Consider the following 21,596-nt stretch of genomic DNA (forward strand, 5'->3'; position numbering starts at 1 on the left):
CTGAGCTGTTGTGTCTTCTATTCCAAATATAGGTCGGCGCGGAGCAAGCGCAATCTTGACAAATCACGTGCCAATCTGAGTATCTTTCATTCCAAGCTGAGGTCCTCCATTCCACTAGTAACATATTACTTCCGCAAAATGGACAAGCTTTCATTATTGGCTCTCCAGGAGCAGGTTTCTTTTCAGCTCTAAAGAGATAATCTCTTTTCTTAGAGCCTCCTTTGAATGCTCGTTAGCTTCTTGTTGGAATTGCTCTTTCTTTACTTCAATCTCTTTCATTAATTGAATTGCCGGAGGAAGGCAATTGGCATCTTTGAGTATTTTCATACCCATGCGGTGCTCTGCTGGCGTATTAAAATAATCTTCCAAATCAATACTTTTTCCTTTGTAGGGATTGTCCTTTAACTCCCCGGTTTGCTCTGCTTTACGAATCCATCCACTTATTGCATTGTCTATAAAAATCGACATTTAAGCCTCACTATTGCGTTGTGAATACACCACTTTTAGCCCTTCGATAGTAATTTTGATCCCGTCAACAAAGTACTTTTCATAGTCAACGGGTTTCGTCTGTTTCAGTAACCACGCTAGATTCGGCAACGTGTTGTCAATCAAAGAAGAAGGCTCTTGATTAGATGCAGTTTGAGGTTGCAGTTTCGCTTGTTCTTGGTGCTGAACAATGTCCGTTACACGCGTATAAACACTCGCGAACGCCATAAATCCAACTTCTGCCTCAAAGCCTGATTTCCGAAAAACCCCTAATACATCATTGGCGAGCACGCTACTTGCGGGAGTAAACTGCTGGTTGTATCTAACAAACTCAACGGAATTCGGATAAGAAAGTAATACCGACCTGAAATTTTCTGCAAACGCGTAAAGATACTTATCCCACTCTTTCTCTTGTGGTAGTTCGATTTTCTCAATTACGTAGTCGCTGCAACAAACGATAAGCTCTTCCTTTGAACTTACGTGACGATAGAGTGCAGTCGCACTCACACCAAGTTGCTTACCCAGTGTGTGCATTGACACATTGGACAACCCTATTTGTAGTGCGCATTCAATCACTTCAGATCTTGTTATTTGCGCAGGGCGACCTTTACCTTTCTTGTTTGTCATTACCTGGTCACTCTCATTAAGTTAACACCATTAAGTTTATGTCATTAACTTAATTAATAACCTACCACTATGTCAAGATGATTTTTGATCCAGAGACGAAGAATCCAAGTTATTTGTCATTCTAAAAGGACAGATATTTGAGCTTTCATTCAACGGATAAATCAGCGCGAATGGCTGGATAACTTAAGTCGAATAATAGATATAAAGTAAGGGGATACAAATTTGATAACGATTAAAGAGCGTAACGATTAACGCTCTTTTTAAGGAATATTGACCATAATTCGGTCATTCTGTCGTTAACAAGTAGATGTACTCAGGTTAGAAGCTTACACGTTCATCACTACCAACAGTGGCGCCGTTTGTATGCCCCAAGTGAACTCGACATGGTAGTGCACAAAGCGATCTATTCAGCACGCTCCGATTATCGTGAGTTATTAACCACCTACCTCATCAATATTCATTCGGTACTCGGGGAATCTATGGTGCTTGGTTCTAATCCACTTTTCACCTATGAATCGGTCGCGGTTTCACTCAAACGTTAACACCTTGCTTATCCTTATTGTTAATAAGGTGAGAAATTCTGCTTAAGTTCCCGTAGAATACGCCCTCGTTTTTATTGGTAGGGTATAAGTTGTGACACGAGATCAGTTTGAGCTTTTAGCACCTGGTGGTGATGTTGAATCTATTAAAGCAGCAATTGCGGCAGGCGCTGATGCCGTTTATTGCGGACTAGACCGCTTTAACGCTCGAAACCGCGCAGCAAACCTAACCTTAGAAAACTTAACAGGTGTTTTGACACTCGCACACGCTAACAACTGCCAGATTTTCCTGACGCTTAATGTGTTGATCCTGGAGAGTGAGATTCCAGCAGTCATTCGACTGCTTGCTCAGTTAGCACAAACTGATATTGACGGCGTCATCGTTCAAGACTTAGGACTCGCTTACCTACTCAAGCACCATTTTCCTGAATTAGATGTGCACGCATCTACTCAGCTCAATACCCACAATACTGGGCAAATTGAGTTCTTAAAGCAGATGACGGTAAGTCGAGTTAATCTTTCGCGCGAGTTGAATATCAAAGAAATTGGCCATTTAGCCAAATTCGGCCACCAGCACAGCGTGTTAATGGAAGTCTTTGTCCATGGTTCATATTGCATTGGATTCTCCGGCCTTTGCTATATTAGCTCTGCTCGCAATGGTGCGTCAGGCAACCGCGGACGTTGCAGCCAGCCATGTCGTGAGCAGTATGAGACGACAAAAGTAGGTTCCGATTACCCATTAAACTTAAAAGACAATTCCGCTTTTAATGACCTGCAAGCATTAGCCGATGCTGGAGTTTATTCTCTCAAAGTAGAAGGCCGTATTAAGAAGCCTCATTACGTCTATACTGTCGTTGATAACTGGAGAAAACAAATTGACCGTCTGTGCGACGGCAAAGCACTCTCCAATGATACAACCGATCTTTACACCGTATTTAATCGTGATTTTTCCAATGGCTTCCTGCAAGGCGAGTTTGGAAAAAACATGTATATCGACAACCCGCGTGATCACGCAGTAAAGCACTTCTCAACGGTCTATCAATGCACTACCAGTGATGAAATTCAGTCCGTAAAACGTCGTCTTTACGATAAGAAAACCAAAATTATTCAACATGTTGAGTGTGAAGTTTCGGCGATGGACCTCGGTGCAACGAATACCGTAACCAGCTTAAAAGGCTCCATTGAAGCTCCTAAACTAGCGCCTCTACTTGAAAACCCGACAATTGGTAGTAAAAAGCGCCTTTCCATACTTGTTTCATCGGAACAGGACGTCAGTCTAACGCTTAACGATAATGTCGATGTCTACTATCAATTGCCGATGGGTCTAAAAGCCGAGTTAACATCACTCATTGCACTCCTTGAAGCTAATCCTCGACTCAAACCATGGTTCCCTGCCATTTTAATTGGTGATGATTTTGAGGCGGCGAAACAGCTGTTAGATGCCATTAATCCATCGACACTGGTAACTAATAATTCAGGTGTCGGCTTTTACGCACAAAGTACTGGGTTGAATTGGATCGCCGGCCCTCAGATGAACACTGCGAACTCTTATTCGCTCAAATGTTTAAACGACGAATACCAAGCCAGTGGCGCGTTCTTATCGAATGAACTGAGCAAAAAACAGCTCAAGTACATCCGTCGTCCAACTACGATGCGAACGTTCTACAGTGTTTATCACCCAAATACGTTACTTACCAGTCGACAGTGCTTATTCCAACAAACTGAAGGATGTAAAAAGATTAAGGTAAATAATGGCTGTTTGAAGCGCTGCAGTAAACGAACGTCCATCATTAACTTAAAAGACAACCCATATGTGGTCGATAAACAAAAAGGCTCGTTTAATAGCCTTTATAGTGAGTTGAATGTTCTAAACCTTGAAGTACTCAATGACCACAACGATCTAATTACGGATGTATTCATTGATATGCGCAACATTCAAACTGAAACTAAGGTCAACGACGATAAGCAGCTAATTATCAACAGTTTTTTGCAGTGGTTGGCTGAGCCAGAGCATACATCAGGTGCTGTTATAGCGACTCTCATCTCGCCAACAACAAACCACCAATATTCGAAGGGTATTTAGGCCCTAGCTAACCAACGGTAGCCCATTGTTACCGTTGGTTTTTTACTAAGATTTACATTCAAACCTAGCGCATAATCGAAATAAACAGAGTATTATGTAATACAAATTCAACTCCCAACTCCTCTATCTAGTCTTAGAGTCTCTTGATGGAACACCAATGACAAATGGAATTCGCTACAAAGTAATACTACTCGCCTGCCTAATTATTAGCGTTGGTCAGTTGAGTATGGGCTTAGTATTCCCATCACTGCCTTGGATTGCTGCGGATTTTGATATTTCTTTGGACCAAGCACAGCTTCTGGTCGGTATCTATTTATTGGGTTTCGGACCATCTCAATTCTTGTATGGTCCCATTTCAGATGCTGTGGGACGAAAAAAAGTCCTGTTATCGGGACTCATCATCGCCTTAATGGGGCTAATAACAATAATTGTCTTTCAGAGTACGTTTGAAGGGATGGTATTAGGCCGATTTTTACAAGGCTTAGGGACGGGATGCTGTGCCGTACTCGCTAGAGCATCAACCAGAGACCAGTTTAACGGTGCTGATCTTCCAATTGCTATGTCCTACATCGCAATGGCCGCTTCCATAACCCCTGTCATTGCGCCAGTCCTCGGCGGTTTCATCAACTTCCATTTCGGTTGGAGCATGGTTTTCGTTTCCTTGTTTAGTTATGTTGCATTGGCATGGATAGTCATTGCTTTCCAATTCAAAGAAACAGTAGCTCAAAAATCTTCAATACCATCTCCACGAAAAATGCTGTGCCAATACTGGGAACTGATGCGTTCGACCTACTTTATGAGCTTCGCCAGTATCGGATGGCTGAACTTCAGTTTAATGATCACTACCGTATCCGTTATGCCTTTTATCATGCAGAATCAAATTGGTATGAATTCTGATGAGTACGCATTATGGGCGCTTATCCCGGCTTTCGGTATGATTTTAGGTACGACACTATGTAATCGAATACGTCCTATCATCGGTACAAGAAACATGCTCTTTTGTACGCCTCTCATACACTTAATTGCAGCACTTTGGTTATTTCTATCTCCCCTCGAACCTATCCATTTAATGTTAGGTCAGTTTTTGATGATTTTAGGAAACGGCATCGCACTCCCTTGCTCTCAAGCAATGGTCCTTCTTCCATACAAAAAACAAGCAGGTGTCGCCGCCGCTTTATCTGGAGGTGGGCAGATGATTGTATCATCCCTGGTTAGTATGGGATTGGTTCGGATAGGTTTGAGTGAACCTTGGCATTTATCAATGGTGATAACGCTCTTCGCAGCAATTACATTCACAAATATCCGCAACGGATTTAATGCAGAGCAATCATCTTCATCTCCCTAAACCCAAGGAATCACTAAAGACATAACATCAGCAAGTATTATGATTAATAGTCCGGTTGATGATCTTGAAAATAAACCGTCGCATCCATAATATTGCCATCTTCGAGTTTGCACTCATTAGAAGCGGTTATAAAGCTACCACCATTCGCCTCACAATAATGCTGAACCTCAGTTTTCACCGGTTTAGGGGCTTGGTGTATGTTGTTTGCACAACCAAATAGAGTTAGTGGTGCAACTAATATCATTAGTACTAATTTTCTTTTCATTTCTCGTTCTCACGTGGTTATTAATTCGTATTCAACTGGTAAGCAGTTAACTTTCCACTGGATTGCTCCGCATATTAGTTATGTTGAATATGTTGCTAATGAACTTATATACGACAACCAGATACCAATCTTTTCGGATTCAAAAGTAAATCGATGGCTTCGTGAATGCTGTTAGAGATTAGATCTGCTCGCATAAGTGCTTTTGGGTGAACGCCTTCCGCTGTCTGAACGACAATGCCTAACGTCACTTTTTCAAGCATAAGTACATCGTTTAGACCTCTACCAATAGCAACAGAGCTTGAGGATGGTGTAGATATAGACTCGCTTTTCTGTCTTTGAGTATTACAGTGGTCTAAAGTGACTACATTAACGGGTAGAGATGACAAAACGTCTTTGGCGGTGCCAAATGTATCCGCAGTTAGCACGTAAATATCTACTAATGAAGCAAGCTCTCTTAGCTTATTTTCGACACCCCCAATGAGCTTTCCATCCTCAGCTAACGTACCATCAAATCCAAAATATACCGTTTTAATCGTTTTAGCCCAATTTGGTATAGGTATTTCAATACTCATATCTATTCCTCGAAGAAGTTTCTTTTCATTTAAACAATTATCGAAAAGAAACCCTCAATAAAATACAGGTTAATTATAAATCTCAACAAACAAAACCAAATTAATCACAATACGATTAACTCGTGCTAATTGTAAATCCAAGTAATCTCATGCTTAGCTGAAATATCGTGATTTAATCTTAATGCGAAGATATCACAACGACTACTGAATTATACTTCAAAGAGATTTTAGCATTACTAAATCAAAAAAGCCTTATTATCAATACGATAGTAATTTTACACATACAAAGGACACCTAATTAACGTTAGAATAGATTACTATTGTGATGAGTGGATTTAGAGTTAGCCAATTATTTAGTCACTTGAGTATTTATTAGAGTACGGATTCTAGAGATAAAAAATACGATAGCATTTTTATTTAATGCATTTTTAACTTAGCACTGCCCCATATCATTTTATAAAAAACGCCTTGTCACCCTTCAACTCGTAAAATAACTGCCATAGATAAAATCAACCAATGGAACTACTCATAATCTTACCTATAATATAGCTGTCAGTAACATTCTGGCTAATGACTAAATTGACACTAAAAGGAAGTATGAGGTTAAATATGTATAAATCTATTTTCAGGCTCATGATGCTCGTATCTTTTTCTATACTAACCATCGCTTGTACTGCAACACAAAGCTCAGATAAAGAGAACATGGATGCGTCCATGGAATCATTACAAAGTGGCACGTTGGTTGTTAATGATTTTGGATATGAAGTATCGGATGGCGATGAGGTTAGACAGCAGTTTGATTCTTACTTATCTCCCATCTATCGAGAAACTTACATTACGAGCAAACAAGCTAAAGAGATGAACCTAAAACCTGGTTACACTTTCCATGTATATGACTTCCAGTCTGTTGAGAATTTAGACAAGAAGATTGCTGAAAAAGTCAAAAAGGACAAACCTATTTACTTTACTGTTGACTACTACAAGAATGTTGTGGGCGATGATGACCAAGTAGAATATAACGCGAAGGTAACGTTCTATTGATATTCTTATGTGCCGCCTGTTTGCAAGTCGGGCGGTACTATCATCACTGCAACATAAGCAGACACGATTTTTGAATACCCTAGATGTCCAAGCAGACAATTTTTGATCTAAATGGTGTAGTTCATTTATGGCGAGCGAAAGCTTAGGAACGTAATTCTAGAACACTTAGTTGTTTCAGGTGTTATGTGAAGAGTAAATAACATGGGGGAGAAATTGGAGCGTGCAGCGGGAATCGAACCCGCATCATCAGCTTGGAAGGCTGAGGTAATAGCCATTATACGATGCACGCATCATCGTGGAACGAGAGTTAATATGCCATATCTGAGGCAAAAGAAAAGCACTAATTAGGACTTAAGTGTTTGTTTGCACATTTTTTATTCTTAACGAACAATTCTTACCCGCTTCAAATCACCTACCTTCAAAAATCCGTGATATGGTGCACAAATGTGATAAAGGGCTACACCAAGTAGCCCTTTATCGACTACGTCGGACTATACCATTGTTGGATCTGGTTCTAACCCCATTAATGCTCGTCCTAGGATCTGAGCACAAACATCGTAATCGGTATAGGCATGTGCACCTGTCATATGAGAGTCGCGGAATAAACGCTGGGCTTCGTTGTCGCTAAACCATGCCATACCGCCAGAGGCTTCGAAAAGACGGTCAACACTTTCAATGCAAATCTTAACGGCATACGCTTGATTTGTGCGCCAGTAGCTTAAGGTCTCTGCTGAAGGGTATTCCTTACGCTCACCATGTTCCTTGTGGTCCTGCCAAGTTTTCTCTAATAGGGCTCTAGCAGCGGCAACCTGATGTGTTGATTCCGCAAGACGCATCAACGCAGGAGTTGCTACGCCAACATTAGCGCCGGTGTAAGCTCGTACACGGTTCTTCTGCTTCTCTTTGTAAACATCCAACATACGTTCAGCAATACCCAAGCCAATAGCTGCAAAGCCACATGCAAAGTAAGGGCGATAAGGTGTGTAGAAAATGTCGCTCTCTGGGTATAAGTCAAAGCCAGCGGACTCCCCTTCCATCATACCTTTTGCGGTTTCAATTCTGTGTTCCGGAATGAAAACATCTCTAAGCTCTAGGGTTTTCGTACCACTTGATTTCATACCAGCAGCATACCAGTCATCGACAATCTTGTACTGATGGCGAGGAACGATACCAAAACAATAAGATTTATTGCCATCTTCATCGAAACGATTGAATCCTAAAATTGCCCAATCTGCATGATCACATCCACTACTCCAACGCATATCACCGTTGAAGATGACGCCGCCTTCTGTTTCATCAATCTTACCAAACGGAGCGATGCTGCTGCTCGCTGTGGCTTCAGGGTCACTTCCCCAGAACTCTTCCTGCGCTTCTTTGGAAAACATAGCCATTTGATGACTGTGAGTCGCCAACAAGCTTGCGCCCCAAGCTGTACCTCCACATGCACCAGCAAGTGCAGCGACACAATCAGTAAATTCTGGCAAAGAGATTTCAAGGCCACCGTAAGCCTTAGGTTGAAACGCCCTAAAGAACCCAATCTCTCTTAGCAATCGGATGTTTTCTTCGGGTGGCGTTCGGTCTTGTTCTGCTTGCATCGCGTTATTAGCGATAGTTGGCAAAATAACGTGTAGTTTTTCGAGTAACGGATTAGGTGTTTTCATCATCGATTCCTTTTGAAGGTTAGCCCTATAATCGTTATCAGGTGGGCAATTACTGACTAGTATGTTCACAAAATCGAAGTTGTTAAATGGATGTTACCTTTGTTTGCTTGTACTTTTCGCAGAGTTACCTAATATATTAACTATTAACTCAAATTGAGAAGATAAAGCGTATGGAATCTCTCACTATCCCTAACCTGAATATTGGTAAAGTGTACGACTCTCGTTATCAGGATAATGACTTTCACGTTGAAAAATTGGATAGTCTAGCCTTGTTCTTTGGTCGTAACATGCCAACTCATTATCACGATCGTTACTATCAAATTCACTGTATTTTGGAAGGGAACACGCACGTTTTACTCGATGAATCTCACTACTCGCGGAACGGTGTCACACTGTTCTTTACTCCCCCGACCGTTCCTCACTCTTTTGTCACAGAAGATCACGCCAGTGGCTTTGTTATTACAGCCAGTCAAACCCTTGTTTGGAGGTTATTAGACATTGAAATTGGAAGAAATGATGTTGCTTCTACCGCCATGCAACCTTTTTGCACAGAGCTCGAAAGTGGGCATCGTTTAGTGACACTTTTTGAGCATTTGATAGCGGAACAAAGCGGATCAGATTTTATGAATGACATCGCCTGCCAGTCGATCTTACAACTTATACTGATCGATGTTATTCGCTTAGCAAATGCTCAACCAACCAATACTACTTATCGTAGTAGCGATGTTCATATTTTTAATCAATTTAGCCAACTTATTGAACAACACTACAAGTCTCATTGGACGCTTCCTCAGTATGCAGAAAAACTCGGATTAACAACAGCACGGTTAAACGATATCTGTAAACGTATTAGTGGCTTAGCGTCAAAACGTTTAGCCTCTGATAGAGTAATGCAAGAGGCTAGAAGACTATTACTATTGACGGCCATGTCAGTACAAGAAGTCGCATATGAATTGGGATACCAAGACCCCGCTTACTTTGCTCGTTTTTTTAAGAAAAACGCTGGTGAGACGGCAACAGAGTTCAGAGAAAGAGAGCAGCAATAGCTGCCTCTTCCTCTATGAGGATGTATTGAATATTCTGTTAAGAATGGTGAATGTGGACACTCGCTTTTTATTACTTTAAACCACCCATAAACATGTATTTCATCTCCATAAATTCTTCCATTCCATGTCGGGAACCTTCACGCCCTAGCCCCGACTCTTTAACTCCTCCAAATGGTGCAGCAGCAGTAGAAATGAGACCTTCATTGATACCAATCATACCCACTTCCAACGCATCACCAACTGTCCACGCCTTCGCCAACGACTGAGTATAGAAATAAGCAGCCAATCCTGAGTCTGTGTTATTTGCTCTGGCAATCACTTCTTCGACTGACTGGAACTTAAATAATGGCGCCAACGGCCCGAAGGTTTCTTCATGTGCTACTAACATATCATCGGTGACACCTGTCAATACGAAAGGAGTCACAAACTGACGATAGCGCTCATCAAATCCACCGCACCGAATCTGAGCACCTTTTACAATGGCATCATCCACGTGCGATTGTACTTTTGCCACTGCTTGAGCATTAATCAGAGGCCCTATGGTCACGCCTTGCTCAAAACCGTCGCCTACTTTTAACGCTTGGACTTTCTTGGTTAACTTAGAAGCAAATTCATCATAAACCGCCTCCTGAACAAAAATACGGTTTGCGCATACACAGGTTTGTCCAGCATTTCTGAACTTTGCAATCATCGCCCCTTCAACAGCGGCATCTATATCAGCATCATCAAATACAATGAACGGAGCATTACCTCCAAGCTCTAGCGCCATTTTTTTAATAGATGAGGCCGATTGATTCATTAGGATCTTACCTACGTTAGTTGACCCAGTGAACGATACTTTGCGCACCCATTTGTGTGCAGTAACAACGCTGCCGATTTCAACTGCGTCACCGGTAATCACGTTTAGCAGTCCATTAGGAATACCCGCCTGTTGTGCTAATTCAGCGAGAGCAAATGCAGTAAAAGGCGTATCAGGCGCTGGTTTTAACACTACTGAACAGCCCGCTGCAAATGCAGGTGCACATTTTCTGGTGATCATCGCTGCAGGAAAGTTCCAAGGCGTGATTGCTGCGACCACACCAATAGGCTCCTTAGTCACAACGATTTTTCCATCAGTCTTATGACTAGGGATCATTTCTCCATAAGCGCGTTTCGCTTCTTCGCTATACCACAATACAAAGCTTGCAGCGTAGGTAATCTCACCTTTCGCTTCTGCATGTGGTTTGCCCTGTTCTGAGGTTAAAATTGTGGCAAGATCTTCGGTATTTTCAACAATCAAATCATACCATTTTCTCAATACCACGGACTTATGCTCGGCAGTGGTGTCCTTCCACAATTGGAATGCAGATTGTGCAACCTCAACACTTAACTCTGCTTCCGCTTTGCCCAGTCGAGGCACTGAACCAATCTCTTGTTGATTCGATGGGTTATAAACCACATCATAAGTGCCGTTAGGTGAACTAAACCATTCACCGCCAATAAAACAGCGTTGCTGAATCAATAATTTAGGATTATTGAGTTTCATGTGCTCTCCTAGTCAGTCACTTCAAATACTACGTTAACTTGCCCTGTGCCAGAGCTAGGGAAGTATTCTGTTATTACTTCACTTCTACCTTCATACTTATCCCATCCCAGAGCGCCAAATAGCATAGCAGTGTCATGCATTCCCCCTTCACCTGAACAAAGGTTTGCATAATCAGGAAGCATCTCGAGGAAAGTGCCGTAATCACGCTGGGCCCAGAGTTCCAGTACGCGCAAGTCTACTTGGCGGTTAAACTCCTTTGAGATAGTGAACGTGCCGTTGTTGGCTTCATACTCCTCATTATTCCATATTCTGTGTGATAGCGAGCCAGAGGCTAGTAACATCACTCGACTGCTACTTTCTTCTATCGCTTCACGGATGGCTTCTCCGAGTTTGCGTGAAGACTCAATATCATGCACCGTGCACCACGCAGCAATTGAGACCACTTTAAACTGACAGTCTTCATTCATATAACGCATTGGCACTAGCGTGCCGTACTCTAGGTCTAATGATTCAACTTGATGAGACAAAGTAAACACGCCTTTTTCAGTCGCGCACTCTGCGATTTTATCGCCTAAATCAGTATTACCGTAATATTGGTATTCTAGGTTTTGGATAAAATGAGGGAACTCGTTACTGGTATAGTTTCCCGAGAATCTATCTCGCGAGTTAATATGATATCCAGCATTCACCAGCCAGTGTGTATCCAGAACCACCACTGTATCCACATCAAGATCTTTAGCCATCTGAGCAATTTGTTTATGCCCATCTATCGCTGATTTACGACAACCATGTAATCTGCCTGGTTGCTCTGACATGATCATGGTAGGCACGTGAGTAATTTTGGCGGCAACACATAATTTTCCCATTTTCGGTTCCTTTTGAATAAGGCTTCGCTCTGTGGCAAGAAGCTCCATTATTGGTTGATAGGTTATTGAATATAAAACTAATACAAACTGAAGATCGTAATGACACTGGTCGTCACTACACTGACCGTTGCCATCGCTATAATGGTGGTAGGTAGTAGAACCGCCGAACACAACCCTCCCATGTTGTATCTCTGCCCAATTACGGCATAGACACCAAACATTGGCATACTCGCCAAAATGACAGCGACTGCACTCATCGTAGGATCGAGATCGAACCAAAGGACAATCATCACCAGCAGAAGCAGAGGATGAATGACTAGTTTTCCAAATACTACTGTCCCTATCTCCTTTTTCATGCCATTGACTCGCACACCAACCAAGCCGCCGCCAATCGTAAACAGCGCAACACCGGTAACAGTATTGGCGAGCATCTCGACCATCCGTTCAGCCATTTCTGGTGTATTGATGTTCAGTCCAGAGACCAACATCCCGAGCAAAATAGACAATACGATCGGATTCTTTAAAAGGCTTCTCCCTGTATCTGATAGCTTCTTAAGAAAACGAGTAGATTTGTTCGAGTTAGACATATCTGCAAGAGCTAACAAAAGCGGCAACATAATTAAATTCTCAACAACTAAGGTCAGAGAAAATGGTACTAATGCAGAGGTACCGAACAGGAAGTAAATAACGGGAAAACCGATCAACAAGCTGTTGGAAAAGCTGCTTCCCAACCCCAAAATAATACTTTCTGTGACCGTTTTTTTTAGCGCAAAAACACAAAGAACAGCAACAAACGTAAAGGCTAAAAGCGAACCAACGGTGTACACCATTACATAAGCCACATTCCATACCTCTTCCAGAGGCTTAGTACTTAATGCACTGAAAATAGCGGCTGGCAATCCGAAGTTGAAAACAAACGCTGCCAACGCTTTATGACCATTTTCCGGTATGATTCTATTCTTAGAAGCAAGGTAACCCAGGCCAATAACAAGAAATACCGGGAGAATAGTCATCACTACATATTGGAGATGTTCGATAGCTATCACGAGTCTTCTCCTTCCACTTTCAAGTCTGAGACTGACTAGTAAGCTTCTGATGAATATTATTTTTCTTAAAATTTAGCTCTGGATGCAGTTCTATCATCTCAAAGCCAATACTTAAGTATCGCTGTTCGAATACTGGCTTTAAATACGCTGAGAATACCTCGAAAATTTGTTCAGCAGCTTTTCTTCTAACATCTAGGTCTCTGCCCGTACCGACTTTCGCCGTTAGGTGGACAAACCTATTTTCTGGATCCTCATCCGCGATAAGATAGTAATCACTTTTAACCGCACGGGTTCGAATTCCACCCTTAGGAAAAACACCCGTAGCAATGGCTTCTCGATGGATAACTTTCATTAATTCCGGTATGTCTACATCCTTCTCTATGTTTGGTGAGAACTCCATTATGAAATGCGGCATTTTCATCTCCTTAAAATAGGCTCGCTACAATCGCTGAAACGAGCCTGCGCAATTGCCATTACTTTTAACGAATACTGAATGGTCAAATGACCTAGCGTTTTCCTAACGTCGGAACGTTGTGTGTATCATGAGCAATACAGATATTTTTAGTTTCCATGTAGAAGTCAAAGCTCCAATCTCCCCCGTCTCGCCCAATCCCAGACATTTTTACCCCTCCAAAAGGCGATGGTAGATTGCGGTTGTTTTCTGAATTCACCCAAATCATGCCCGCTTCCACCTTACTCGCCAATCGCATGGCTCGACCCGTATTGGATGTCCAAATGTATCCCGACAACCCGTAATCCGTATCGTTCGCTATCTCAATCGCTTGTTCCTCGGATTCAAATTCGATGCAAGTAAGCACTGGACCGAAAATCTCTTCTTTAGCAATACGCATAGTATTATCGGCTTCAGTAAACAACGTTGGCGTAAGGTAGTTACCGTTACCTAACTCCTTGATAGCTCGACCACCAACTGCTACTGTCGCTCCATCCTCTTTTGCAGCATCCATATAGCTAAGCACTTTGTTGTAATGCGACTGATGAACTAGCGGCCCTACTTCTGTTTCTGGGTCTAACGGATGTCCTACCTGAATATTTTCCACACGTGCCTTTAGCGCTTCGATAAATTTAGGTTTGATTCCTTTTTGAATTAGCAATCGACTGGAACTTGTGCAGCGCTGCCCATTGAGGCTGTATATCATGAAAACCACTGCATCCAGTGCACGTTCAAAGTCCGCATCATTAAACACGATCACTGGGTTTTTACCGCCAAGTTCAAAGTGAACACGTTTTAATGTCGGCGCGCCTTGCGCTTGGATCATGGAACCAGTGACTGTCTCACCAACAAACGCGACTGCTTTTATGGCTTTGTGCTCGGTCAGCGCTTTGCCAGCAACTTCACCGAAACCATTCACCATGTTCCACACTCCGGCCGGCAACCCCGCTTCTTCGGCACACTCTGCAAGAATGGCTGCCGTCAAAGGACTAAACTCGGCTGGCTTATGCACAACAGTACAGCCCGCGGCTAACGCTGGTGCAATCTTCCAAGTAGAAAGCATAAACGGAGTATTCCAAGGCGTAATCACGCCCACTGGCCCAATTGGTGTCCTAACGGTATAGTTTGTATGGTCATCTTGGTGAAGTGATAAACCGTTTTTAGCTTCCGGTGATTTGTCAGCAAAGAAACGGAAATTGGCAGCACCACGAATCGCAGCTTGTTTCATAAATCGTAATGGCTGCCCACAATCCATAGATTCAACAAGCGCAATTTCTTCAGCACGCTCTTCTATTTTATCCGCTAAACAATGAAGTATCTTCTTACGTTGAGCACCAGGTAAATCGGCCCACTCAGTAAACGCTTTCTGTGCTGCTAAACACGCTTGATTTACATCTTCTTCAGAGCCTTTAACTACCAACCCCAAGGGTTCGTTATTCGTTGGCGAGAGATTCTCAAATGTTTCCCCTTCGCTTCCAAGTGTCCATTCGCCGCCAATATAGTGACCTAAAGTGCGTTCCCTGTATTTAGTGAGATATTGTTCTGCTTTAGTCAAATTTAAGTCGAGTTGTTGAGCCATGATGTAATTCCTTTATCCTTTTGAATTTATCGTTGTTCGTAGAATGCCTGCTCAGATAACACTGGGTTTTCAAGCGTACCCACCTCTGCGATTTCGCACGTCACTACATCACCTGGTTGAATGTCTTTCAGACCTTTAGGTGTGCCCGTCGCAATTAGATCTCCGGGTTTAAGAGTCATAAATTGGCTTAGATATTCAATAAGAAATGGAATGTCGAAAATCATATCCGCCGTCGTACCTTGTTGAGTGACTTCACCATTAACACGAGTTTCCAACGTCAGGTTGTTGATATCTCCAATATCATCAATATCCACTATCCAAGGTCCAATCGGACAAAGAGAGTCTCGGCTTTTTACTCGTAGATTTGGACGGTAGTAATTCTCTAAATAGTCACGGATGGCGTAGTCGTTACATACCGTCAAACCCGAGACGTATTGCAAAGCATCTTGACGCTTCACGTTTCGTGCTTCCTTGCCAATCACAGCAACAAGCTCACATTCATAATGCATAAACTCGATATCATCAGGGCGGTAAGAAGGTTGACCGTGTGCTGTTAATGTATTTTGACCTTTAAGGAAAACCAGTGGCTCTTTGGGTGGTTCAAAAGCAAGCTCTGAAGCGTGATCGGCATAATTAAGACCCAGCGCAAAAATGGTTCCTGGATTCTCTATTGGTACCAGCCACTTAAACGTATCCTTTGCTATTTTTTCGCCAGATTGCTTCGTTACAGATAAATCATCATTCACCGTTACGTTTAGCATTTGCCCTTGATAATCTATTCTTGCCCGTCTCATTTACTCACCTCCTGTAACAATGTTTTCAAGGCGAAGTACATCACCTAAGCTTGAACTCACTTGGTCATAAGGTTGCAACTCCACGCGCTCACCAGCAAATCCAACAGCAATTACGTCTCCTTTTTCTAAGGTCATGATGTGGGAAATTTTGCTGATAAGTGCCTCAATCGAGCGGTGTTGACGACTTATTGGAAAGTAACGTTTAACAGAGCCATTCACAGACGTCGTCAGCTCAAGCTCTCTAAGGTTCGGTATGTCAGAAGCTGATACTGGCGCAGACAAGGTTGCGGAATTGTCTAAACATTTTCCTTTAATATCTGGGCGGTAGTAGCTTTTCTCTGGGAGGGAAAAGTCATGCAGCAACGCGAAGCCGCCAATATACTCTTCGGCATTTTGCACGGCGACTCGACAGCATTGCTGCCCGATAATAACCGCAAGACTCGCTCCAACAACCAACGCTTTATCTTGTTGCGGCCAATCAATGGGACTATTGTCATTATTCCAAGTATTGTGGGGTTTGAAGTACAATACTGGTTCAGTGGGTAGAGCCTTGTAGGGTGCTTGTTCAAACTCAATCGTCATCTGATCCAATTGCTGTTGGTCATTGAGAGCCACACACACCACTTTTCCTTGTAGTTTTGTTTTCATCATATTTCCTGCTTAATAAACGTTATCAATGACTGGCGTTTCAATGTCATCTACATGGTTAAGCTTGTAAGCAAGTTGTTCCGCACCAAGTCGGAGCAACAACGTATCAACACCAGCACCTATGAACTTAACGCCTCTCGCTGCATATTCGCGTGCTTGCTGAGGGTTTAATGACAGTATCCCCGTTGCTTTACCGGCGTGTTGAATGACCTCTATCGCGTGGTCAATTGCTGCAACAACTTCTGGGTGAGACGGGTTACCGATATGCCCCATTGAGCCCGACAAGTCCGAAGGTCCGATAAATATGCCGTCAATACCTTCCACCGCTGCAATTGCTTCAATATTGTCAATAGCTTGCTTGGTTTCGACTTGCACCAAAATACAGATCTGCTCATTCGCTCGATGTAGATATTGAGGAACTCTATTCCACTGGGACGCTCTTGCTAGAGCACTGCCAATACCACGGTGACCAAGTGGCGGATAAAGTGCTGACTTAACCACTTGCTCGGCTTCGTTTGCATCATTAACCATCGGTACTAAAACCGTTTGTGCGCCAATATCGAGCAACCTTTTGATTAGTGTTGGATTACTGTCTTCAGCTCTGACAATTGGTGAAGCACTGTGAGCCGCCAGAGCTTGTAGGTGATGCTTAATACCCGTTAGATCAAACGAAGCATGCTCACCATCAATGAGTACCCAATCGAACCCAGCGCTTCCACAGATCTCTGCACAACTCGTGTCAGGTAACCCCAACCATAACCCCCACAATGGATCATGGCCTTTTAAAGATTGTTTAAATTTGTTTTCAAGCATCTCAATTATCCTTAAACAAATTTGACCGAGATTCCGCCTAATGGACCAAAGTCCGCGTGAATCGTATCTCCCTCTTTCACTGCTACGGGACGAGTGAAAGAACCCGCTAAAATGACCTGTCCAGGCTCTAATGAAACACCATGCGGTGCAAAGCGTTTGCATACCCAACATATACCATTCGCAGGATGCCCTAATACGCCAGCTGCCAACCCGGTTTCTTCAATTTGTCCGTTGAGGTAAAGCATGGCGCCTGCCCAACGAAGGTCTAATTCTGTAGGTTTAATTGGTCTTCCACCGATAATGATTCCTCCGTTAGCCGCGTTATCCGCGATTGTGTCGTAAACTTTTCGCGTATAACCAGTTTCGGGATCAGTTCGGTGACAGCGAGCAGCTATCAGCTCCAATGCTGGAACCACATAGTCGGTAGCATTAAGCACATCAAAAATAGTGACATTGTCACCTTCGAGTTTTTCTTTTAGTACGAAGGCAAGCTCAACCTCAATACGAGGATCGAGAAAATCGCCAACAGGTATCTGTGAGCCGTCTGAAAAAAACATGTCGTCGAGCAGTACGCCATAATCCGGTTGATCAATGCTGACTGCCATTTGCATCGCTCGAGACGTAAGGCCAATTTTGTAACCTTTGACTTTTGCACCCTCTCTTTTCTTCCTATCCACCCATCGACTTTGAATTTTGTATGCGTCTTCCATCGACATTTCTGGGTAATCAAGCGTAAGAGCGGTAATTTGCTCTCTATTTTTCTCTGCTTTATAAAGGCGTTCCGCAGCTACTTGAATTTGCTCTTCTGTTAACATTCGACTTCCTTTCGTTTCAGTACTGACTTCTATTTCGACCTTTTAATTATCAACTGGCCTTTGCAAACCGAGCGACACACTCGCCGATTTAATTAACATGTTAAGTACTTTAGTTAATATATTAAATAAAGTCCAGAAACCCAAACGCACCACATAAAACACTGATATTTATATATTATTTGATATATCTTCGTTTTATAGACCATGAGACTGTAATCCATTTACATTGTAAAATTGATTAACATCACACTATTGTGCCAACAGAAGAAGTGAAATGAGGTTTTTATCACTTAGTTCTTTTTATAAACCTGTGATTAATTTTTGATTCATTGATCTAGTTAACATATTAAGCATTTTGCCTACATTTAATTAACACAACAGATTCGCATTCTGATAAAAGTAGTTAATATATTAAGTATTCAAACAACGACTCACTAAGTGGGCAATGCTCAAGCAGGAACAGAGCAATAAATAAACCGTGAAACGAAAGGAAATACGTTATGCGAGTAAACAAAGTCGCCAACATTACTAGTACTGCTCTACTTTTATTAAGTTCTTTCTCTGTACACGCAGAACCAGAAAAAATAATTAAAATAAGCACTTGGGGCTCCCCAAACCATGGTATCAACAAAGTGGTTTGGCCAACTTGGGGTCAATGGATCGAAGAAGCTACAGATGGTCGGGTTGGTATTAAAATCGAGTATGATCTTGCACCACCTCAAACACAGATAGATGTAGTTACTGATGGTATCGGTGATGTAACTTGGATCTTCCATGGACATAAAGCAGGTCGTTTTCAGTTAACTCAACTTCCTGAAATTCCAACTTTTTCTGAAGGTACTAGCTCAGAGTTAATGTCTCAGGCTTATTGGCGTACATACGAGAAGTATCTGAAAAAAGGTCGTGAACATCGTGGCGTTGAAGTAATGGCGCTAAGCGTACATGGACCTGGACAACTCATCACCAAAAATCCAGTCAAATCACTAGAGTCTCTCCAAGGCAAAAAGATTCGTGTCGGCGGTGGTGTTATTTCATCCGTTGCTAAAGATATGAAGGTAACACCTGTCTTTATTCCCACCACCAAAGTCTACGAGTCGATCTCGCAAGGTGTCGTCGAGGGTGCTTATCAACCTGTAGAAGCATTGAGCTCGTTCCGACTAGCAGAAGTCGCAGATAACACTTTAGTGATTCCTGGTGGTCTGTACCGCGGTAGTTTTGCAATCGTCATGAATCTCGACACGTTGCATGACCTATCTAAAGAGGACCAAGAAGCAATTAAGAATGTATCGGGTGAGAAGCTATCGCGCTTATTTGGCAAAATGTGGGATGACGTGGACAATTCCGCTTATACCACTGCTTTGGAAGGCGGCCATACTTTCACTCCAGCCTCCCCAGAAATGATCGCTGAACTCAAGAAATCGAGTGAGCCATTAGTTTCCAACTGGTACAAGGTTGCGGAGAAACGCAAAGTTGATGGTCACGCGGCTTACGACTACTTCTATCAACAACTTGAACAAGGATTGTAGTAATTATGAATGGTTTTAGTATTGCTAAGACCATACAGCGAGGGCTTGAAGCTCTCGCTGCCATCAGCTTACTGCTCATGATGTTGATTACGTTTGTTGATGTGACTGGTCGATATTTCTTTAACGCTCCTGTGATGGGTTCGACTGAGCTTATTGAAGTATTGCTCGCAGTTATGGTTTTTATGGCGTTTCCTCTTGTCTCTTGGAATGAAGAGAATATTTGTGTCGACCTTTTGGATAACTACTTTCCTGAAAAATGGATAGGCCTAAGACAGGTGGTCATCAACCTCATTTGCTCATGTTCTTTAATACTTGTAGCCATGATGAACTGGAAGTTAGCCGGTCGCTCGTTGGATTACGAAGAAGTAACAGAAATACTCGAGATGCCACTGGGATACGTCACGTATTTGATATCGATTACTGGCTTTGTAGGCGGAGCATTAACAGGCCTTAACGCATTGCTTTATGCCAAGGGTCTATTTAATAGTAAACCAGCAAAAAATACGATAAACACAACGAGCAAGGAGGCTTAAATGATAGAGTCCATTATTGGCTTTACAGCCCTTATCATCATGGTATTTCTTCGCTTGCCACTTGCTTTTGCAATGGGAGTTGTTGGCTTTATTGGCTTTTGGTACATCAACGATTACAACTGGAACGCGGCAATGTCGATGGCAGCAAGACGCATTATCGACACCGGACAAGATTACAGTCTTTCCGTCATACCACTATTTATCTTGATGGGTAACTTTGTCACCAAAGCAGGGCTATCCAATGAACTATACCGAGCGTGCAATGCGTTTGTCGGCCACAAAAAAGGTGGCTTATCCATGTCGACCATTTTGGCTTGTGGTGGGTTTTCAGCGATTTGCGGCTCAAGCTTAGCGACGTCTGCCACCATGTCTAAAGTCGCCATGCCGCCAATGAGAAAATATGGATATTCAGACGGTTTGGCCGCGGCCTCGATTGCTGCTGGCGGAACACTTGGAATTTTGATTCCTCCAAGCGTCATGCTCGTTATCTACGGTCTATTAACCGAGAGCAGTATACGAGAGTTATTTGCCGCAGGCTTCCTACCAGGCCTACTTGGTATTGGTCTTTATCTCGCAGCCGTTCAATGGGTAGTCTTTCGATCGCCAGACAGCGCGCCTCCCGGAGAACGCGTTAACTGGAAAGGACGATTTGTTGCCTTAAAAGGGATTCTATCGACACTACTTCTTTTTGTACTAGTCATGGGAGGCATATACGTCGGTGCGTTCACGCCAACTGAAGCTGCTGGAATAGGTGCTACTGGAGCGTTTGCCCTTGCTGCGTATCGTCGTAAACTGAATTATCAGGTCATGCGAGATATTCTTGTCGACACAGCAAAAACTTCTGCCTCTTTGTTCGCAGTGGTCATCTGTGCGCTGATTCTATCCAATTTCATCAACCGAGCCGGTTTACCTACCGCATTGGTTGAAATGATTCAAGCAGCCAACGTTACACCGATGATGGCGTTGGGGCTGATTCTATTGATATACATTATCTTGGGTTGCGTATTTGAAAGTATGTCAATGATGCTACTCACCGTACCAATCTTCTTCCCTGTAGTGGTAGAACTTGGTTTTGACCCTATCTGGTTTGGCATTGTGGTCGTTGTCGTAACAGAGATCAGCTTAATCACACCACCAGTCGGGCTAAATGTTTTTGTGCTGTCTGGGATTATTAAGGACATAAATACCGGAACCATCTTTAAAGGGGTGTTTCCGTTTTGGGTAGCCGACATGGTTCGCTTAGCAGTTATTGTTTTGGTTCCGGCAATTGTTCTGTTTTTACCTAACATGTTGTATTAACTAAGAAAGAGCTTTCCGTAGAGGAAAGCTCTTTTT

The 21,596-nt window shown here is 42.7% G+C and carries 22 protein-coding genes and 1 tRNA gene; 8 read left to right on the plus strand and 15 right to left on the minus strand.

Annotated elements, in window-relative coordinates; translation table 11 throughout:
• Window positions 1–153: 153 nt before the first annotated feature.
• Window positions 154–468 (minus strand): DnaJ family domain-containing protein, encoded by a 315-nt coding sequence (locus JKJ11_RS19825; RefSeq protein ID WP_006069605.1) that lies wholly within the window; start codon window positions 466–468, stop codon window positions 154–156.
• On the minus strand, window positions 469–1,113 hold the full coding sequence (locus JKJ11_RS19830; RefSeq protein ID WP_252039848.1) for a TetR/AcrR family transcriptional regulator: 645 nt from the start codon (window positions 1,111–1,113) through the stop codon (window positions 469–471).
• A 383-nt stretch (window positions 1,114–1,496) separates the two neighbouring features.
• Between JKJ11_RS19830 and JKJ11_RS19835 the strand changes: the two genes are divergently transcribed.
• The 3 genes from JKJ11_RS19835 (at window position 1,497) to JKJ11_RS19845 (ending at window position 5,080) form a co-directional block, all read left to right on the plus strand.
• Entirely contained in the window at window positions 1,497–1,655 is a 159-nt protein-coding gene (locus JKJ11_RS19835; protein ID WP_156020610.1) for a hypothetical protein, read from the plus strand.
• Window positions 1,656–1,746: 91 nt separating this feature from the next.
• On the plus strand, window positions 1,747–3,735 hold the full coding sequence (locus tag JKJ11_RS19840; protein WP_252039849.1) for a peptidase U32 family protein: 1,989 nt from the start codon (window positions 1,747–1,749) through the stop codon (window positions 3,733–3,735).
• 157 nt (window positions 3,736–3,892) lie between these two features.
• Entirely contained in the window at window positions 3,893–5,080 is a 1,188-nt protein-coding gene (locus tag JKJ11_RS19845; protein ID WP_252039851.1) for a multidrug effflux MFS transporter, read from the plus strand.
• A gap of 43 nt (window positions 5,081–5,123) precedes the next feature.
• On the opposite strand, the gene JKJ11_RS19850 is transcribed toward JKJ11_RS19845, so the two are convergent.
• Window positions 5,124–5,345 (minus strand): hypothetical protein, encoded by a 222-nt coding sequence (locus JKJ11_RS19850; RefSeq protein ID WP_252039852.1) that lies wholly within the window; start codon window positions 5,343–5,345, stop codon window positions 5,124–5,126.
• A 104-nt stretch (window positions 5,346–5,449) separates the two neighbouring features.
• Window positions 5,450–5,917, minus strand: coding sequence for an ATPase P (locus JKJ11_RS19855; protein ID WP_252039853.1), 468 nt, complete (start codon window positions 5,915–5,917; stop codon window positions 5,450–5,452).
• Between the two features lie 609 nt (window positions 5,918–6,526).
• Between JKJ11_RS19855 and JKJ11_RS19860 the strand changes: the two genes are divergently transcribed.
• Entirely contained in the window at window positions 6,527–6,958 is a 432-nt protein-coding gene (locus JKJ11_RS19860; protein WP_062461199.1) for a hypothetical protein, read from the plus strand.
• A gap of 214 nt (window positions 6,959–7,172) precedes the next feature.
• On the opposite strand, the gene JKJ11_RS19865 is transcribed toward JKJ11_RS19860, so the two are convergent.
• Together JKJ11_RS19865 and JKJ11_RS19870 are read right to left on the minus strand one after the other, a co-directional pair.
• A tRNA-Gly gene (locus JKJ11_RS19865) sits at window positions 7,173–7,247 on the minus strand.
• 202 nt (window positions 7,248–7,449) lie between these two features.
• Window positions 7,450–8,622, minus strand: coding sequence for a p-hydroxyphenylacetate 3-hydroxylase oxygenase component (locus JKJ11_RS19870; RefSeq protein ID WP_206379155.1), 1,173 nt, complete (start codon window positions 8,620–8,622; stop codon window positions 7,450–7,452).
• 167 nt (window positions 8,623–8,789) lie between these two features.
• Here JKJ11_RS19870 and hpaA point away from each other — a divergent pair, with 167 nt between their 5' ends.
• Window positions 8,790–9,665: a 4-hydroxyphenylacetate catabolism regulatory protein HpaA gene (hpaA, locus tag JKJ11_RS19875; protein ID WP_006069576.1), complete on the plus strand. Its 876-nt coding sequence runs from the start codon at window positions 8,790–8,792 to the stop codon at window positions 9,663–9,665.
• Window positions 9,666–9,735: 70 nt separating this feature from the next.
• On the opposite strand, the gene JKJ11_RS19880 is transcribed toward hpaA, so the two are convergent.
• The 9 genes from JKJ11_RS19880 to hpaH form a co-directional block, all read right to left on the minus strand.
• The gene (locus JKJ11_RS19880) at window positions 9,736–11,190 is read right to left on the minus strand and encodes an NAD-dependent succinate-semialdehyde dehydrogenase (protein WP_006069575.1); all 1,455 of its coding nucleotides are present in this window, start codon (window positions 11,188–11,190) and stop codon (window positions 9,736–9,738) included.
• Between the two features lie 8 nt (window positions 11,191–11,198).
• Entirely contained in the window at window positions 11,199–12,056 is an 858-nt protein-coding gene (hpaD, locus tag JKJ11_RS19885; protein WP_006069574.1) for a 3,4-dihydroxyphenylacetate 2,3-dioxygenase, read from the minus strand.
• Window positions 12,057–12,133: 77 nt separating this feature from the next.
• Window positions 12,134–13,102: an AEC family transporter gene (locus JKJ11_RS19890; RefSeq protein ID WP_252039854.1), complete on the minus strand. Its 969-nt coding sequence runs from the start codon at window positions 13,100–13,102 to the stop codon at window positions 12,134–12,136.
• Between the two features lie 19 nt (window positions 13,103–13,121).
• A complete protein-coding gene (locus JKJ11_RS19895) occupies window positions 13,122–13,517 on the minus strand; it encodes a 5-carboxymethyl-2-hydroxymuconate Delta-isomerase (RefSeq protein WP_031494961.1) in 396 nt (131 codons plus the stop codon).
• A gap of 91 nt (window positions 13,518–13,608) precedes the next feature.
• Window positions 13,609–15,132 (minus strand): 5-carboxymethyl-2-hydroxymuconate semialdehyde dehydrogenase, encoded by a 1,524-nt coding sequence (gene hpaE, locus JKJ11_RS19900; RefSeq protein ID WP_171390964.1) that lies wholly within the window; start codon window positions 15,130–15,132, stop codon window positions 13,609–13,611.
• Window positions 15,133–15,158: 26 nt separating this feature from the next.
• On the minus strand, window positions 15,159–15,926 hold the full coding sequence (locus JKJ11_RS19905; protein WP_252039855.1) for a fumarylacetoacetate hydrolase family protein: 768 nt from the start codon (window positions 15,924–15,926) through the stop codon (window positions 15,159–15,161).
• Entirely contained in the window at window positions 15,927–16,577 is a 651-nt protein-coding gene (locus JKJ11_RS19910; protein ID WP_252039856.1) for a fumarylacetoacetate hydrolase family protein, read from the minus strand.
• Between the two features lie 9 nt (window positions 16,578–16,586).
• Complete coding sequence (gene hpaI / locus JKJ11_RS19915) at window positions 16,587–17,387, minus strand: 4-hydroxy-2-oxoheptanedioate aldolase (protein WP_198559009.1); 801 nt, start codon at window positions 17,385–17,387, stop codon at window positions 16,587–16,589.
• Window positions 17,388–17,398: 11 nt separating this feature from the next.
• Window positions 17,399–18,202: a 2-oxo-hept-4-ene-1,7-dioate hydratase gene (gene hpaH, locus JKJ11_RS19920; RefSeq protein WP_006069567.1), complete on the minus strand. Its 804-nt coding sequence runs from the start codon at window positions 18,200–18,202 to the stop codon at window positions 17,399–17,401.
• Window positions 18,203–18,702: 500 nt separating this feature from the next.
• Between hpaH and JKJ11_RS19925 the strand changes: the two genes are divergently transcribed.
• From JKJ11_RS19925 to JKJ11_RS19935, 3 genes are read left to right on the plus strand one after another with little or no spacing between them, the layout of a single operon-like run.
• Window positions 18,703–19,728 carry a TRAP transporter substrate-binding protein gene (locus JKJ11_RS19925; RefSeq protein ID WP_252039857.1) on the plus strand — a complete coding sequence of 342 codons (1,026 nt, stop codon included), beginning with the start codon at window positions 18,703–18,705 and terminating at the stop codon, window positions 19,726–19,728.
• 5 nt (window positions 19,729–19,733) lie between these two features.
• A complete protein-coding gene (locus JKJ11_RS19930) occupies window positions 19,734–20,261 on the plus strand; it encodes a TRAP transporter small permease (protein ID WP_006069565.1) in 528 nt (175 codons plus the stop codon).
• Entirely contained in the window at window positions 20,262–21,560 is a 1,299-nt protein-coding gene (locus JKJ11_RS19935) for a TRAP transporter large permease (protein ID WP_124942190.1), read from the plus strand.
• The last annotated feature ends 36 nt before the right edge of the window (window positions 21,561–21,596 follow it).

It is taken from the genome of Vibrio sp. SCSIO 43133, from assembly GCF_023716845.1.
Classification (GTDB): Bacteria; Pseudomonadota; Gammaproteobacteria; order Enterobacterales; family Vibrionaceae; genus Vibrio; species Vibrio mediterranei.